Annotated in this window: 11 protein-coding genes; 5 read left to right on the plus strand and 6 right to left on the minus strand. The window is 70.9% G+C overall.

What is annotated here, in order from left to right:
- Window positions 1-22: 22 nt before the first annotated feature.
- Window positions 23-1,204: an acyl-CoA dehydrogenase family protein gene (locus ACZ4WS_RS30770; protein WP_467985593.1), complete on the plus strand. Its 1,182-nt coding sequence runs from the start codon at window positions 23-25 to the stop codon at window positions 1,202-1,204.
- Window positions 1,204-2,388 (plus strand): acyl-CoA dehydrogenase family protein, encoded by a 1,185-nt coding sequence (locus ACZ4WS_RS30775; RefSeq protein WP_467985595.1) that lies wholly within the window; start codon window positions 1,204-1,206, stop codon window positions 2,386-2,388. Before ACZ4WS_RS30770 ends, ACZ4WS_RS30775 begins: the two co-directional genes overlap by 1 nt.
- On the opposite strand, the gene qcrB is transcribed toward ACZ4WS_RS30775, so the two are convergent.
- The 3 genes from qcrB to ACZ4WS_RS30790 form a co-directional block, all read right to left on the minus strand.
- Complete coding sequence (gene qcrB, locus ACZ4WS_RS30780; protein WP_467985597.1) at window positions 2,363-4,027, minus strand: cytochrome bc1 complex cytochrome b subunit; 1,665 nt, start codon at window positions 4,025-4,027, stop codon at window positions 2,363-2,365. The two genes, ACZ4WS_RS30775 and qcrB, sit on opposite strands and share 26 nt — an antisense overlap.
- Window positions 4,028-4,257: 230 nt before the next feature.
- Window positions 4,258-4,818, minus strand: a complete 561-nt coding sequence (locus ACZ4WS_RS30785) for a HutD/Ves family protein (protein ID WP_467985599.1) — start codon at window positions 4,816-4,818, stop codon at window positions 4,258-4,260.
- On the minus strand, window positions 4,815-5,534 hold the full coding sequence (locus ACZ4WS_RS30790) for a vWA domain-containing protein (RefSeq protein WP_467985601.1): 720 nt from the start codon (window positions 5,532-5,534) through the stop codon (window positions 4,815-4,817). The genes ACZ4WS_RS30785 and ACZ4WS_RS30790 overlap by 4 nt, the downstream gene beginning before the upstream one ends.
- A 168-nt stretch (window positions 5,535-5,702) precedes the next feature.
- Here ACZ4WS_RS30790 and ACZ4WS_RS30795 point away from each other — a divergent pair, with 168 nt between their 5' ends.
- A complete protein-coding gene (locus tag ACZ4WS_RS30795) occupies window positions 5,703-6,623 on the plus strand; it encodes a rhomboid family intramembrane serine protease (RefSeq protein WP_467985603.1) in 921 nt (306 codons plus the stop codon).
- Window positions 6,624-6,785: 162 nt separating this feature from the next.
- Here ACZ4WS_RS30795 and ACZ4WS_RS30800 read toward each other — a convergent pair whose 3' ends face one another.
- The 3 genes from ACZ4WS_RS30800 to ACZ4WS_RS30810 form a co-directional block, all read right to left on the minus strand.
- Entirely contained in the window at window positions 6,786-8,246 is a 1,461-nt protein-coding gene (locus tag ACZ4WS_RS30800) for a glutamate synthase subunit beta (protein ID WP_467985605.1), read from the minus strand.
- Entirely contained in the window at window positions 8,239-12,840 is a 4,602-nt protein-coding gene (gltB, locus tag ACZ4WS_RS30805) for a glutamate synthase large subunit (protein WP_467985607.1), read from the minus strand. Before gltB ends, ACZ4WS_RS30800 begins: the two co-directional genes overlap by 8 nt.
- Window positions 12,841-13,207: 367 nt before the next feature.
- The gene (locus ACZ4WS_RS30810; protein WP_467985609.1) at window positions 13,208-13,939 is read right to left on the minus strand and encodes a VIT1/CCC1 transporter family protein; all 732 of its coding nucleotides are present in this window, start codon (window positions 13,937-13,939) and stop codon (window positions 13,208-13,210) included.
- Window positions 13,940-14,213: 274 nt separating this feature from the next.
- Between ACZ4WS_RS30810 and ACZ4WS_RS30815 the strand changes: the two genes are divergently transcribed.
- Window positions 14,214-15,419, plus strand: a complete 1,206-nt coding sequence (locus ACZ4WS_RS30815; protein ID WP_467985612.1) for an ADP-ribosylglycohydrolase family protein — start codon at window positions 14,214-14,216, stop codon at window positions 15,417-15,419.
- A 254-nt stretch (window positions 15,420-15,673) separates the two neighbouring features.
- On the plus strand, window positions 15,674-16,777 hold the full coding sequence (locus tag ACZ4WS_RS30820) for an ADP-ribosylglycohydrolase family protein (protein ID WP_467985898.1): 1,104 nt from the start codon (window positions 15,674-15,676) through the stop codon (window positions 16,775-16,777).
- Window position 16,778 lies beyond the last annotated feature (1 nt).

A 16,778-nucleotide genomic window follows, 5' to 3' on the forward strand; every position in this document is an offset into this window, starting at 1 on the left:
CCGTCGCCGAAAGGTGCCGCCGATGGATCTCGCCCACTCTCCCGCCGACGAGGCGTTCCGTGCCGAGGCCCGGGCCTGGCTCGACACGCATGTCCCGGCCGTCCCCCTCCCCTCGCTGGAGACCGAGGAGGGCTTCGCCGCCCACCGCGTGTGGGAGGCCGAACTGGCCGCGGACCGCTGGTCGGTGGTGTCGTGGCCGACGGCGTACGGCGGCCGGGGTGCGGACATCGTCCGGTGGCTGGTCTTCGAGGAGGAGTACTACGCGGCGGGCGCGCCGGGCCGGGTCAGCCAGAACGGCATCAGCCTGCTCGCACCGACCCTCTTCGACCACGGCACGGAGGAGCAACGTGCGCGTGTGCTGCCGTCGATGGCCACCGGCGAGGTCATCTGGGCGCAGGCGTGGTCCGAGCCGGAGGCGGGTTCCGACCTGGCCTCCCTGACATCCCGTGCGGTGCGTACGGACGGGGGCTGGCTGCTGAGCGGGCAGAAGACGTGGTCGTCGCGGGCCGCGTTCGCCGACCGCGCGTTCGGCCTGTTCCGCAGCGAGCCGGACACTCCCCCACGCTCGGCTTCGCTCGCGCGGGCGGTGCCCCCGTCGCCGCACCAGGGCCTCACCTACCTGATGTTCGACCTGCGCGCGTCGGGTGTCACCGTCCGCCCCATCGGCCGCCTCGACGGCAGACCCGCCTTCGCCGAGCTCTTCCTGGACGAGGTGTTCGTCCCGGACGAGGACGTGATCGGCGAGCCGGGCCGGGGCTGGCGGGTCGCGATGTCGACGGCGGGCAACGAACGCGGTCTGACGCTGCGTTCACCGGGCCGTTTCCTGGCCGCCGCCGACCGGCTGGCGGACCTCTGGCGCACCCGGGCGGACCCCTCGGACACGGCCCTGCGCGACCGGGTGGCCGACGCGGTGATCGGCGCCCGCGCCTACCAGCTCTTCACCTACGCCAACGCCTCCCGCTTCCTCGACGGCGAGACCATCGGTCCGGAGTCCAGCCTGAACAAGGTCTTCTGGTCCGAGTACGACATCGCGCTGCACGAGACGGCACTCGATCTGCTCGGCCCGGAGGGCGAGTTGGCGGACACCGACTGGTCCGAGGGGTACGTCTTCTCCCTCGCCGGACCGATCTACGCGGGGACCAACGAAATCCAGCGCGACATCATCGCCGAGCGCCTGCTCGGTCTGCCGAAGGGCCGCCGCTGATGCGCTTCCTCCTCGACACCGAACAGCGCGCCTTCGCCCGCTCGTTGGACGCGATGCTGACATCCGCGGACACACCTTCGGCCGTACGCGCGTGGGCCACCGGCGACCACACGCCCGGCCGCTCCCTGTGGTCCCGCCTCGCCGACGCGGGCGTCTTCGCGCTGGCAGTCCCGGAGGCATACGAGGGGGTGGGCCCTCTCCCCGTGGAACTGGCCGTCGCCTTCGTGGAGTTGGGTCGGCACGGGGTCCCCGGCCCGCTGGTGGAGACGGTGACGGCGGCCGCGCTTCTCTCCGAACTCGGCGAGTCGGGCCCCGCCAAGCGGCTCCTGCCCGCCTTCGCCTCGGGCGAGGCGATGGCGACGGTGGCCCTGCCGGGCGGGGGGCCGTACGTACTGGACGGGGACGCGGCGGACGTACACCTGACCGTGCGGGGCACCGACGCGACCACGGACCTGCACCTGACGCAGACGCCGGCCCACACACCTGCGCCGACCACAACACCGCCCGACGGCAGCGGCAGCGGCAGCGGCAGCGGCAGCGGCAGCGGCAGCGGCAGCGGCAGCGGCAGCGGCAGCGGCAGCGGCAGCGGCAGCGGCAGCGGCAGAACGGGGGCGGGTGTATCCGGTTACGCGGCGAGCGCGACCGCCCCGCGCGCTTCCCTCGACCCCGCGCGCCGCCTCAGTCACCACCGCCCCGGTGGTGAACTCCTCGCCACCGGCCCCCACGTCACCCGCGCCGCCGCCCAAGCCCTCGCCTGGGCTCGCCTCGCCACCGCCGCCCAAGCCCTGGGCGTGGGGCTCGCCCTCCTCGACCGAACCGTTGACTACGTCGGACAGCGCACCCAGTTCGGCGTCCCCATCGGCTCGTTCCAAGCCGTCAAGCATCAACTCGCGGACGCGAAGATCGCCCTGGAGTTCGCGCGGCCGCTGCTTTTCGGGGCCGCGCTGTCGATGGCCCCGGCGGACGTGGCCGCCGCGAAGGTCACGGCCTGCGAGGCGGCGTACGCCACCGCCCGTACCGCGCTCCAGCTGCACGGCGCGATCGGCTACACGGCCGAGTACGACCTCTCCCTCTGGCTCACCAAGGCCCGCGCCCTGCGCACCGCATGGGGCAGCCCGGCCGCGTGCAGGGCGGACGTCCTCGCGGAGATCAGCGGCCTCAGTGGTGGTGGTCCTCGCTCGTGAGCTCCCGGTACTCCTCCGCCGTCGGCTTCGGGATCTGTGTGCCGGGCCCGTACATGGCGCGGGCGAGCCGGGCACGCAGCCTGTGGGAGGGGCCGACGCGGCGGGCGACGCCGTTCGTGTCGACGAGCGGGCCGAGCTCGTACGGGGGCGCCTGCTCGTGCTGGGTGAGCGTGAACCGCTGTGCCGGCGTGAGCGGTTCGTGGACCTCGACGTACTCACCGTGCGGGAGGCGCTTGATGATGCCGGACTCGCGCCCGTGCAGCACCTTGTCGCGGTCCCGGCGTTGCAGCCCCAGGCAGATCCGCCGCGTCACGACGAAGGCGAGCGCGGGCCCGACGAAGACGGCGACTCGCACGAACCAGGTGATCGCGTTGATGGAGAGATGGAAGTGGGTGGCCCACAGGTCGTTGCCCCCGCCGACCAGCAGGACCGCGTACAGCGTCAGCCAGGCGACGCCGAGCCCGGTCCGCGTGGGCACGTTGCGCGGGCGGTCCAGGATGTGGTGCTCGCGTTTGTCGCCGGTGATCCACGCCTCGATGAACGGATAGAAGGCGATCGCGGTCATGATGAGCGGGAAGAGCGAGAAGGGGATGAAGACGCCCAACTGGAGGGTGTGGCCCCAGGCGTTGATCTCCCATCCCGGCATCACCCGGATCAGGCCCTCGGAGAAGCCCAGGTACCAGTCGGGTTGCGCGCCCGTGGTGACCAGATCGGGGCGGTAGGGCCCGAAGGCCCACACGGGGTTGATGGTGGCTATCGCGCCCATGATCGACAGGACGCCGAAGACGAGGAAGAAGAAGCCGCCCGCCTTGGCCATGTAGACCGGCAGGAACGGCATGCCGACGACGGACTTCTGGTCGCGTCCGGGCCCTGGGTACTGCGTGTGCTTGTGGTAGAAGACCAGGATCAGATGCGCGACCACCAGGCCCAGCATGATCCCGGGCAGCAGGAGGACGTGGATCGGGAAGAAGCGCGGGATGATGTCGTGCCCCGGGAACTCCCCTCCGAAGAGGAAGAAGGAGAGGTACGTCCCCACGATCGGCACGGACAGGATGGCGCCCTGCGCGAAGCGGACGCCGGTGCCGGACAGCAGGTCGTCGGGGAGCGAGTAGCCGGTCAGGCCGGTGATCAGGCCCAGCATCAACAGGGTCCAGCCGAACAGCCAGTTGACCTCACGGGGCTTGCGGAACGCTCCCGTGAAGAACACCCGCATCATGTGCACGAGCATTCCGGCGAGGAAGACGAGTGCCGCCCAGTGGTGGATCTGCCGGATCAGCAGGCCGCCGCGTACGTCGAAGCTGATGTCCAGCGTGGACTCGTACGCCCTCGTCATGATGATGCCGTTGAGGGGCTTGTACGAGCCGTGGTAGACGACCTCTACGGCGCTCGGCTCGAAGAACAGCGTGAGATAGACGCCGGTGAGGATCAGGATGAGGAAGCTGTAGAGGCAGACCTCGCCCAACATGAACGACCAGTGGTCCGGGAAGACCTTACGCATGTTGGCCTTGGCCAGCGCGTACAGCCCGAGACGGCCGTCGGCCCAGTCGGCGAGCCGCTCCCCTTTTCCGGCCTCCGCCTCCCGCCGCGCGTCCCTCGAACTCCCCTTGTTCCGCCCGGAGTTGATCTCTCGCGCACCCATTCGCCGCTCCCCTCGGCCCACCAGGGTGGCATGCCGCCTGCGCGAAGCCAACGGGGCGTCACGGCAGAGCCTGGGGCTCCTCCCCAGACCCCGCTCCTCAAACGCCGGAGGGGCTGAAATCTTTTGGCCCGTCCGGCGTTTGAGGACGAGGCCGTTCAGGCCGAAGCGGGGGTCTGGGGGCGCAGCCCCCAGGTACGGGACGGGGCGGAGGGGGCGAAAAACCCCCGAGGTCAGCCCCCCGGCGTGAGAGCCACCACGGCGATACGGCCCGTCGCGTGCAGCACCGCGGCCTCGCCGGTCAGCAGCGCCGCGTCGTGGCGTCCGAGGGTCACCCCGGCCACCTCGGCGGTCCCGTCGAGCGCGACGACCAGCACGGCCGGGCCCGCCGGGACGGCGACGGGTCGCCGGGAATCGGCGACCGTGACGGTCGGGGCCACCCCGCCGCCCCTGTGCCACATGACGTTGAGGTTCACGACCGGGCCCCCGAGCAGACGGCAGTCGGTCGGCAGATCGCCGGGGAAGCCCTGCGGAACGAACCGCGTGTCGACACGCCGGCGTTCGCCGGCGACGGTCAGCTCCATCCCCTCGCCCTCGACCATGGTGAGGATCCGGTCCACCTCGGCGAACGCCGAGAACGGCCCGTCGGCGCCGACATCGGCCAGGCTCACCCGCCACACGAAGTCGCCCATGCCCGCACCCTCGGGCCGGGCGACGATCTCGCGCGTCACCCCGCCGCCGTTCTTCCAGGGCACGGCGACCCGCTCGGCGGCCGGCAGCACACGTACGGTCACTGGACGATCCCCCGTTCCCGCGCAGCCGTCAGCCACTGGGGGAAATCGCCCACGATCCGGTCGTACAGCTCGGCGTCCGAGACCTCCTGAGGGTCCGAACCGGCATGGAAGAACCCGGCGTTGTCGACAGCCCGCTGCTGCGGGACCGGCAGCTCGTCGAGTTTGCGCAGGAACTCGAACTGTCGGCTGTCCGGGTCGCCGAACCCTATGAACTGCCAGAACAGCGGAAGCTTCGCTGCCTTGCACAAGTACCGCTCGGCGGCGAGCTTGTTGATCGGGCCGCCGTCGGTCTGGAAGACGACCAGGGCGGGTTCCTTGGAGCCGCTGTCGAGGTAGTGGTCGATGACCGCGTCCATGGCCAGGTGGTAGCTGGTCTTGCCCATGTGGCCGAGACCGGCCACGATCCCGTCGATACGGCCCTGGTGGTTGTCGAGCGCGATGTCGGTCTCCGCGTCGATGTCCGTGGAGAAGAAGACAACGGGGACCTTCCCGTCGTCGTCGAAGTGCGCCGACAGCCCCAGCACCCGGTCGGCGAGCGCCTGCACACTGCCGTCCCGGTAGTACGGCTTCATCGACCCCGAGTAGTCCACCACCAGATACACGGCCGCCCGCTGCCCGTTCAGCCCGTGCTTGGTGAGCGAGACCCCGGCGCTCTTGTACAGACTGACGAGCGCGGGTGCGGTCTCCTCCACCTTGCTGAGGCTGATTCCGGCCATGCGGGGCTCCCATCGCGCGAGGGGTACGGAAGTGCCGAGATTACGTCACCGCAGGCCCCTGCCGTCCCACCCGTACTGCGGCGTTCGCTATTTTGTTCGCCGCCGACCCCACCGGCTCATCGTCCCCGTGTCACCCGAGTGTCACCCGTATCTCCCGAGGAGCCGGCCGTGGAGTCCGAGTCCACCGTCACCACCTGCTATCGCCACCCCAAGGTGGAGTCCCATGTGCGCTGCACCCGGTGCGAGCGCTACATATGTCCGGACTGCATGCGCGAGGCGTCCGTGGGTCACCAGTGCGTGGAGTGCGTGAAGGAGGGCGCGCGGTCGGTCCGGCAGGCCCGCACGGTCTTCGGTGGCCGGATCGCGACGACGCCCGTGGTGACGTACGTACTGATCGGTCTCAACGTGCTGGCCTACCTGGCCGAGCTGGTGCGTTCGTCGGTGGTGGACCGGTTCGAGATGCTGGGCGCCGGGCTGGCCGGGCCGGACGGCGGGCACTACATGTGGCAGGACACGTACCCGGCGGGCTACCACCCGGAGGGGGTCGTCGACGGCGAGTGGTACCGGCTGCTGACCGGTGCGTTCCTCCATCTGCCGCCTACCGAGGGCACGTTCGGGATCCTGCACATCGTGATGAACATGGTCTCGCTGTGGAACCTGGGCCGGGTCGTGGAGGCCCAGCTCGGCCGGGTCCGCTATATCGCCCTGTATCTGCTGTCGGCACTCGGCGGCTCGGTCCTCGTGCTGCTGACCGCGCCGGACACCCCCACGCTCGGCGCGTCGGGCGCGATCTTCGGACTGGGTGCCGCCTACTACGTCATGGCCCGGCGGCTGGGCGCGGACATGCGCGGCGTCAACCGTCTCATGGGGAGCCTGCTGCTGTGGCTGATGGTCTCCGCGGCCTTCACCTCCTGGCAGGGCCACCTGGGCGGCCTGCTGGCGGGCGGCGCGGTCACCCTCGCCTACGCGTACGCACCCCGCGACCGCCGCCGCACCCCGGTGCAGGCAGCGGCGTGCGCGGGCCTCCTGGTGCTCCTGGTGATCCTGGCGGTGGGGAAGGCCTCCGCGCTGACGGGCGGCGCGGTCTAGGGACTTTCCGGCGGAGCAGCGCCCGTACGAGGTGCTGTCCGTACCGTGACGCACCACGGCGCCCGCCAACGTCCGGTCGGGGACTAGGCAGGCGCCGCGTTCAGTTCCGTACGCCGTTGTACGGGACGTCTGTTGGGGTGGAGCGTCAGATCACCGGGGCCCTCAGACCATCAGCGAGCGGTCCGTCGGACGGATCGGGGCCGGCAGGTCGCTCGCGCCCGTGAGGAAGCGGTCGACCCCGCGGGCGGCCGAGCGGCCCTCCGCGATGGCCCAGACGATGAGGGACTGGCCGCGGCCCGCGTCACCGGCGACGTAGACGCCGGTGACGTTCGTCGCGAACTCGGCGTCGCGGGCGATGTTGCCGCGCGCGTCGAGCTCCAGGCCGAACTGGGAGACCAGACCGTTCTCGACGTCGGTGCCGGTGAAGCCCATGGCCAGCGTCACCAGCTGGGCGGGGATCTTGCGCTCCGTGCCCGGCTTCGGGGTCAGCTTGCCGTCGATGAACTCGACCTCGGTGAGGTGCAGCCACTGGACGTTGCCGTCCTCGTCGCCCTCGAAGTGGGTGGTGTTGACGGAGTAGACCCGCTCGCCGCCCTCCTCGTGCGCGGAGGTGACCTTGTACAGCATCGGGAAGGTCGGCCAGGGCTGGCCCGGGTTCCGCTCCTCGCCCGGACGCGGCATGATCTCCAGCTGCGTGACCGAGGCCGCGCCCTGGCGGTGGGCGGTGCCCACGCAGTCCGCGCCCGTGTCGCCGCCGCCGATGACCACGACGTGCTTGCCCTCGGCCGTGATCGGGGGCGCCACGTAGTCGCCCTCCTGGACCTTGTTGGCCAGCGGCAGGTACTCCATGGCCTGGTGGATGCCCTTGAGCTCGCGGCCGGGGACCGGGAGGTCACGCGCGGTCGTCGCACCGGCGGCGATGACCACGGCGTCGTACCGCTTGCGCAGGTCCGTCGCCTTGAGGTCGCGGCCGATCTCGATGCCCGTACGGAAGCGGGTGCCCTCCGCGCGCATCTGCTCGATACGGCGGTTGATGTGCCGCTTCTCCATCTTGAACTCGGGGATGCCGTAGCGGAGCAGGCCGCCGACGCGGTCCGCGCGCTCGTACACGGCGACCGTGTGACCGGCCCGCGTCAGCTGCTGGGCGGCGGCGAGACCCGCCGGGCCCGAGCCGATGACCGCGACCGTCTTGCCCGACAGGCGCTCGGGGATCTGCGGGGCGACATCGCCCGTGTCCCACGCCTTGTCGATGATCGAGACTTCGACGTTCTTGATGGTCACGGCGGGCTGGTTGATGCCCAGCACGCACGCGGACTCACAAGGGGCCGGGCACAGACGGCCGGTGAACTCCGGGAAGTTGTTCGTCGCGTGCAGGCGCTCCGAGGCGGCGGACCAGTCCTCGCGGTACGCGTAGTCGTTCCACTCGGGGATCAGGTTCCCCAGCGGACAGCCGTTGTGACAGAACGGGATACCGCAGTCCATGCAGCGGCTGGCCTGCTTGCTGATGATGGGGAGCAGCGAGCCCGGAACGTAGACCTCGTTCCAGTCCTTGAGACGCTCGCCGACCGGGCGGGTCTTGGCGACCTCGCGGCCGTGGTTCAAAAAGCCCTTGGGATCAGCCATTGGTCGCCGCCTCCATCATCTTCTCGGTGATCTCGGACTCGTTGAGTCCGGCTCGCTCGGCGGCGTCCTTGGCGGCGAGCACTGCCTTGTACGTGCTGGGGATGATCTTGCTGAAGCGGTCCACGGCGGTGTCCCACTCGGCCAGGAGCTTCTCGGCGACGGTCGAGCCGGTCTCCTCCTGGTGGCGGCGCACCACGTCGTGCAGCCACTGCTTGTCGGTGTCGTCGAGCTCCTCGACGGCGCCCACGTTGCCGACGTTGACGTTGTCGCGGTTCAGGTCGATGACGTACGCGACGCCACCCGACATACCGGCCGCGAAGTTGCGGCCCGTCTCGCCGAGGACCACCGCGTGACCGCCGGTCATGTACTCGCAGCCGTGGTCACCCACGCCCTCGGAGACCACCGTCGCGCCGGAGTTGCGGACGCAGAAGCGCTCGCCGGTGCGGCCGCGCAGGAAGAGCTCGCCGCCGGTCGCGCCGTACGCGATGGTGTTGCCCGCGATCGTCGAGTACTCGGCGAGGTGGTCGGCGCCCCGGTCGGGACGGACGATCACCCGGCCGCCGGAGAGGCCCTTGCCGACGTAGTCGTTGGCGTCGCCCTCGAGACGGAGGGTCACACCGCGCGGCAGGAAGGCGCCGAAGGACTGGCCCGCGGAACCGGTGAAGGTGATGTCGATGGTGTCGTCGGGCAGGCCCGCGCCACCGAACTTCTTCGTCACCTCGTGGCCGAGCATGGTGCCGACCGTGCGGTTGATGTTGCGGATGGCGACCTGGGCGCGGACCGGCTGGGCGTCGGTCGCGGAGCCGGCGGCCAGCGCGTCGGCGGCGAGCTTGATCAGCTCGTTGTCGAGCGCCTTCTCCAGGCCGTGGTCCTGCTCGACGACCTGGTGCAGCGGGGTGCCCTCGGGCAGCTCCGGCACGTAGAAGAGCGGGGACAGGTCCAGGCCCTGCGCCTTCCAGTGGCTGATCGCCCGCGCCACGTCGAGGTTCTCGGCGTGGCCGACGGCCTCCTCGATGGTGCGGAAGCCCAGCTCGGCGAGGATCTCGCGGACCTCTTCGGCGATGAACTTGAAGAAGTTCACGACGTACTCGGCCTTGCCGGCGAACCGGTCGCGGAGCACCGGGTTCTGGGTGGCGATACCGACGGGGCAGGTGTCCAGGTGGCAGACGCGCATCATGACGCAGCCGGAGACGACGAGCGGCGCGGTCGCGAAACCGAACTCCTCGGCGCCGAGGAGCGCGGCGATGACGACGTCACGGCCGGTCTTCAGCTGGCCGTCGGTCTGCACGACGATGCGGTCGCGCAGGCCGTTGAGCAGCAGCGTCTGCTGGGTCTCGGCGAGGCCGAGCTCCCAGGGACCACCGGCGTGCTTGAGCGAGGTCAGCGGCGAGGCGCCCGTACCACCGTCGTGACCCGAGATGAGGACGACGTCCGCGTGCGCCTTGGAGACACCCGCGGCGACCGTGCCGACGCCGACCTCGGAGACCAGCTTCACGTGGATGCGGGCCTGCGGGTTGGCGTTCTTGAGGTCGTGGATCAGCTGAGCCAGGTCCTCGATGGAGTAGATGTCGTGGTGCGGCGGCGGGGAGATGAGGCCCACCCCGGGGGTGCTGTGCCGGGTCTTGGCGACCCAGGGGTACACCTTGTGGCCGGGCAGCTGGCCGCCCTCGCCGGGCTTGGCACCCTGCGCCATCTTGATCTGGATGTCGTCCGCGTTGACCAGGTACTCCGAGGTCACACCGAAGCGGCCGGAGGCGACCTGCTTGATGGACGAACGGCGCGCGGGGTCGTAGAGACGGTCCGCGTCCTCGCCGCCCTCACCGGTGTTGGACTTGCCGCCCAACTGGTTCATGGCGATGGCGAGGGTCTCGTGCGCCTCCTTGGAGATGGAGCCGTACGACATGGCGCCGGTGGAGAAGCGCTTCACGATCTCGCTGACGGGCTCGACCTCGTCGATGGAGATCGAGGGGCGGTCCGACTTGAAGCCGAACAGGCCGCGGAGCGTCATCAGCCGCTCGGACTGCTCGTTCACGCGGTGCGTGTACTTCTTGAAGATGTCGTAGCTGCCGGAGCGCGTCGAGTGCTGGAGGCGGAAGACCGTCTCCGGGTCGAACAGGTGCGGCTCACCCTCACGGCGCCACTGGTACTCGCCGCCTATGTCGAGGGCGCGGTGCGCGGGCGCGATGCCGGAGGCCGGGTAGGCCTTGGCGTGGCGGGCGGCGACCTCCTTGGCGATGACGTCGAGACCGGCGCCGCCGATCTTCGTCGCCGTGCCGTTGAAGTACTTCTCGACGAAGGCCGTCTCGAGACCGACGGCCTCGAAGACCTGGGCGCCGCGGTAGGAGGCGACGGTCGAGATGCCCATCTTGGACATGACCTTGAGGACGCCCTTGCCGAGCGCGTAGATCAGGTTGCGGATGGCCTGCTCGGGCTCGATGCCCTGCAGGAAGGTGCCCGCGCGGACGAGGTCCTCGACGGACTCCATCGCGAGGTACGGGTTGACGGCCGCGGCGCCGAAGCCGATGAGGAGGGCCACGTGGTGGACCTCGCGGACGTCGCCCGCCTCGACCAGCAGGCCCACCTGGGTGCGCTGCTTGGTGCGGATGAGGTGGTGGTGGACGGCCGCGGTGAGCAGCAGCGACGGGATCGGCGCGTGCTCGGCGTCCGAGTGGCGGTCCGACAGGACGATCAGACGCGCGCCGTTGTCGATGGCGGCGTCGGCCTCGGCGCAGATCTCCTCGATCCGCGCGGCCAGCGAGTCGCCGCCGCCGGAGACCCGGTACAGGCCGGACAGCGTCGCGGCCTTCATGCCCGGCATGTCGCCGTCGGCGTTGATGTGGATGAGCTTGGCCAGCTCGTCGTTGTCGATCACCGGGAAGGGCAGGGTGACGCTACGACAGGAAGCGGCCGTCGGCTCGAGCAGGTTGCCCTGCGGGCCCAGCGAGGAACGCAGCGAGGTGACCAGCTCTTCGCGGATGGCGTCCAGCGGCGGGTTGGTGACCTGCGCGAACAGCTGGGTGAAGTAGTCGAAGAGCAGGCGCGGGCGCTCGGACAGGGCCGCGATCGGCGAGTCCGTGCCCATGGAGCCCAGCGGCTCACCGCTGGTCTTGGCCATCGGCGCGAGGATGACGCGCAGCTCTTCCTCGGTGTAGCCGAAGGTCTGCTGGCGGCGGGTGACCGAGGCGTGGGTGTGCACGATGTGCTCGCGCTCGGGGAGGTCGGAGAGCTCGATCTCGCCGGCTTCCAGCCACTCCGCGTACGGCTTCTCGGCGGTGAGGCCGGCCTTGATCTCGTCGTCCTCGATGATGCGGTGCTCGGCGGTGTCGACGAGGAACATCTTGCCGGGCTGCAGGCGGCCCTTGCGGACGACCTTCGCGGGGTCGATGTCGAGGACGCCGACCTCGGAGCCGAGGACGACGAGGCCCTCGTCGGTGACCCAGTAGCGGCCGGGGCGCAGACCGTTGCGGTCGAGGACCGCGCCGACCTGGGTGCCGTCGGTGAAGGTGACACAGGCCGGGCCGTCCCAGGGCTCCATCATCGTGGAGTGGAACTGGTAGAAGGCGCGCCGGGCCGGGTCCATGGAGTCGTGGTTCTCCCACGCCTCCGGGATCATCATCAGCACGGAGTGCGGGAGCGAACGGCCGCCGAGGTGCAGGAGTTCGAGCACCTCGTCGAAGGAGGCCGAGTCGGAGGCGTCGGGCGTGCAGACCGGGAAGATCCGCTCCAGGCCCTTGTCGCCGAAGAGGTCGGAGACGAGCTGGGACTCGCGGGCGCGCATCCAGTTGCGGTTGCCCTTGACCGTGTTGATCTCGCCGTTGTGCGCGACGAAGCGGTACGGGTGGGCGAGCGGCCAGCTCGGGAAGGTGTTCGTGGAGAACCGGGAGTGCACGAGCGCGATCGCGGAGGCGAAGCGGCGGTCGGACAGGTCCGGGAAGAAGGGCTCCAGCTGGCCGGTGGTCAGCATGCCCTTGTAGACGATCGTGCGCGCGGAGAGTGACGGGAAGTACACGCCGACCTCGCGCTCGGCGCGCTTGCGCAGCACGAAGGCCTTGCGGTCGAGGGCGATATCCGTCGAAGGAACCGCGGAGCCGTCGGTCACGAAGACCTGGCGGAAGACGGGCATCGTCGAGCGGGCGGTGGCGCCAAGGAGCTCGGGGGCAACAGGCACCTCGCGCCAGCCGAGGACGGTGAGGCCCTCGCCGGCGGCGATCGTCTCGATCTGTGAGACAGCGGCGTCGGTGCCGTCCTCGGGCAGGAAGGCGATACCGACTGCGTACGCGCCGGCCTCGGGCAGTTCGAAGCCCGTGACCTCACGGAAGAAGGCGTCCGGAACCTGGGACAGGATGCCCGCGCCGTCGCCCGAGTCGGGCTCGGAGCCGGTGGCACCGCGGTGCTCCAGGTTGCGCAGAACCGTGAGCGCCTGTTCGACCAGCGCGTGGCTCGCCTCGCCGGTGAGGGTGGCCACAAAGCCGACGCCACAGGCGTCGTGCTCGTTGCGGGGGTCGTACATACCCTGCGCAGCAGGGCGAGCATCCATGAAGGACCAGTTCTGGCCGTTCGTGGAGTGCTGGGACGGCTGGCGCGGCGTACGCATCGGCTCTCCCGTCGTCGTCGTGGCATATGACATCTGCCGAGGGACGACGTTGGCCCTCTGCTGGGGGTGCAAAATTTCACGCAGGTTACATGATGGAGCGATTCTCGGGAACCGGATACCGCGTTCCAACATGCGGACACCGCGGGGTCGCGGCGGGGGTACCGCGCACGGCGGTGGAGTTAAGGGGACCTAAGCGGACAGATCAGTGGCCGTCAGCCCGATTCGGGGCAGGCGTCGTCGCCCACCACGAGTGATGCGGAGCAGGCGTCATTGCCCGCGGCGCTTACGGCTCATGCCCGGTGGTTAAGGAATCGAAACCGCCGAGTAACGGCTACTTATGCAGTCCCATGCATAGGTGCTCAGCGCATCATCCTACGGCGGTACCGAAGAAACTGCCCAGGACGTACGTCACACCCGCCGCGGCACCACCGAGAGCGAGCTGCCGCAGCCCGCTGAACCACCAGGACCGCGCGGTCACCTTGGCCACCACCGCGCCGCACGCGAAGAGCCCGATCAGCGCGAGCAGCAGCGCGGGCCACAGGGCGGTCGCGCCGAGCAGGAACGGCAGTACGGGCAGGAGCGCGCCCAGCGCGAACGAGCCGAAGCTGGACACGGCGGCGACGGCCGGGGAGGGCAGGTCGCCGGGGTCTATGCCGAGCTCCTCGCGCGCGTGGATCTCCAGGGCCTGCTCGGGGTCGCGCGAGAGCTGCTTGGCGACCTCGCGCGCCAGCTCGGGCTCGACGCCACGAGCCTCGTACAGCGCGGCCAGCTCCCGCTCCTCGTCCTTCGGGTGCTTGCGCAACTCCCGCCGCTCCACGTCGAGTTCGGCCTCGACGAGTTCGCGCTGCGAGGCGACGGAGGTGTACTCCCCCGCGGCCATCGAGAAGGCGCCGGCGGCGAGACCCGCGAGGCCGGTGATGACGATGGTCTGATGAGAGACGGACCCGCCGGCGACACCCGTCATGAGGGCGAGGTTGGACACGAGCCCGTCCATCGCGCCGAAGACGGCAGGGCGCAGCCAGCCACCGTTTACATCACGGTGGGTGTGGTTGTCGCGGTGCGCTTCGTGCAGTGTCGCTTCGGTCTCGATGATGGCCATGACGGTGTCCCCCGGAGTGCCTGATTGGACTGTTTCCACTTTTCGACAACTCTGAAAGTACGCCGGTAATTTCCTGCTCGCCAGCAAGGAAAGGCTGCGCTTACCTGCACCTTTGCGCTTCTACGCTCATCCGTAGTGAGACATGCACAGATGTCGACCGGGTGACGCTGAGGCTCGTGACGCTCCTGTAAACCGCCAATGTGGGACAGATCCGCAGAGGGTTCCGCGCGCCGAGTTCCGCGCAGTGGCAGGGGCCCTGAGAGGAGAGGCACGTATGGCTTCCATCGCCTGCATTCCCTCGGTTCCGGCGCCCGGGGACGCCGCCGATCTCCGCGAACGGGCGCGCGGCGCGCTGCTCGGACTCGCCGTCGGGGACGCGCTGGGCGCGCCCGCCGAGAACATGAAGCCGTCGGAGATCCGTGCGAAGTGGGGCCGGATCACGGGGTACGTCGCCGAGCATCCGGCCGGGACGGACGACACGGAGTACGCGATCTTCTCGGGGCTGCTGCTGGCCCGGCACGGCTCGGCGCTCACCGTGGCCCACGTCGAGACGGCCTGGCACCAGTGGATCGCGGACCGGGACGAGGGGCCGTTCCGGGGCGCGGGCTTCAGCGAGCGGGGCACGCTGGAGAACCTGCGCCGGGGGCTCGCGGCGCCGATCTCCGCCCAGCACCGGCACGCGTGGAGCGACGGGCTGGCCATGCGCGCGGCCCCGTTCGGCGTCTTCGCGGCGGGCCGCCCGGCGGAGGCGGCGCGGCTGGTGGCGATCGACGGCTCGGTGAGCCATGACGGGGAGGGCATCTACGGCGGCCAGGCGGTGGCGGCGGGCGTCGCGGCGGCGATGGCGGGCGCCCCGACGATCGCCGTCGTCGCCTCGGCCCTCGCCGTCATCCCGGACGACTCCTGGACCGCCCGCTCGCTGCGCCGGGCGGTCGCCGTCGCCCACGGGGGCGAGCGGGCGGTCCGCTCGGCGGTGGTGATCGGCGGCTACCCCTGGACGGACCTCGCCCCGGAGGCCGTGGCCCTCGCCTTCGGCGCGTACGCGGCCGCCGACGGCGCCTTCACCGAGTCCGTGCTCACGGCCGTGAACATGGGCCGCGACGCCGACACCACGGCCGCGGTCGCGGGCGCGCTGGCGGGAGCGACGCACGGCGCCTCCGCGATCCCGGCCGCCTGGGCGGCGGCCATCGGCCCGGCGCGGGGCAGCTGCCTGCCCTCGATGGAGGGGCACCACGTGCTGGACGTGGCGGAGCTGCTGGTGCCGGGGGACGACGGAAAGTGGGGGGCGGGGGGCGTCGTACGGGATCCGGGGCGCGGGTGGCGGGCCCCCCGCATCCCGTACGAGTACGCGCTTGCCGACCCGGACGACTACGTACTTCCCGATCTGGACGCGTACGTGGTGCCCGACCCGGATGAGTACGTACGCCCGGGTCTGGACGCCTACGCGCGGCTCACCGATGACGACGAGGTGCGGGGGTGAGGCCCGGCCTGGTCGGGGACGCGGCCGGAGAGGGAGCCGGTGAGGGAGCCGCCTCCGCGCAGGAACCCCACACGGCAGAGCTCCCCGAGGAGCTACTTCGTGCGGAGGTACTTCATCCAGAAGTACTTCACACAGAGGTGCTTCATGCAGAGGTGCTTCGTACGGAGGTGCTTCGTGCGGAGGTACAGCCTGCGGCAGAGCTCAGCGCGCCAGAGCCCCGCGCCGAGGGCACCTCCCGCACGCACCCCCGCCGCATCGAAGGCCTCCTCCTCGGCCTCGCCGCGGGGGATGCCGCCGGCTGGCCCGCCGCCCGGCACCGGGCCGCGCGCATGCCCGAGTGGACACGGCGGCTGACACGCGAGCTGGACACGTTCGCGGAGCAGAACCAGACCACGACGCTGCCCGTGCCGATCGCGCTGAACCAGCCGCCGGAGCCGCTGCGGCTCGGCCCGTCCGACGACGCGGAGTGGGCGGCGTTCGCGGCGGAGGCCGTGCTGCGGGCCGGAGACGGCACCGCGCTCGGGGACCTGAGCCGGGAGAGGCGGACGCGGGCGTCCATCGACCTGTCGTGGAGCGCCGTCGCCAGCGAGGTCGCCGCGGCGGCCGAACGCGCCCCCGAGGTCGAGTCCGCCCTCCTCCCACTGCGCGCCCGGATCTCGGTACGGGCCGGGCTCGGCAACCTCGCCACCGGTCTGCGCCCGCCCGCCACCGGCCACGACAACCCGCACTACTTCGACGACGCGGCCTGCGTACGGGCCTGTGTGCTCGCCGTGGCCCACCCGGGCGACCCCCGACTCGCCGCGGAACTCGCCGAGTTCGACGCCCGCTACACACAGGACGGCGACGGCGTGCACGGCGCCCGCGCGATGGCCGCCGCGCTGGCACTCGCCCTCGCCGGTGCCGATGTCGACGCCTGTGTGGACGCCGCCCTCGCCGAACTCCCCGAGTCGACGGAGATCGGCCGCAACACCCGGCACGCGCTCAAGCTCGCCCACGACAGCGAGGGCACCTTCGCCCTCGTCCCCCTGCTGGAGCACCAGATCGTCGACCACGTCTACAGCTACGGCATCGCGGCAGCCGAAACCGTGCCCGTCGCCCTGGCCCTCGCCACCGCCGCGCGCGGCCGGATCGCCGAGGCGGTGCCCGCCGCCGCGTGTCTGTCCCGGGTCGCCGACTCGGCCCCCGCCCTCGCGGGCGCCCTCACCGGCGCGCTCGGCGGCGGCGACGCGATCCCCGCCGCCTGGCGCGACGCCTGCCGCACCCTCTCCGGCTGCGCCCTGCCCCGTCTCACCGGCACCGACCTGGTGGAACTCGCCGAGTTGCTCGCAGCCACGGAACTGGCCCCACCAGGGGGATGAT

It is taken from the genome of Streptomyces sp. NPDC029292, from assembly GCF_055569295.1.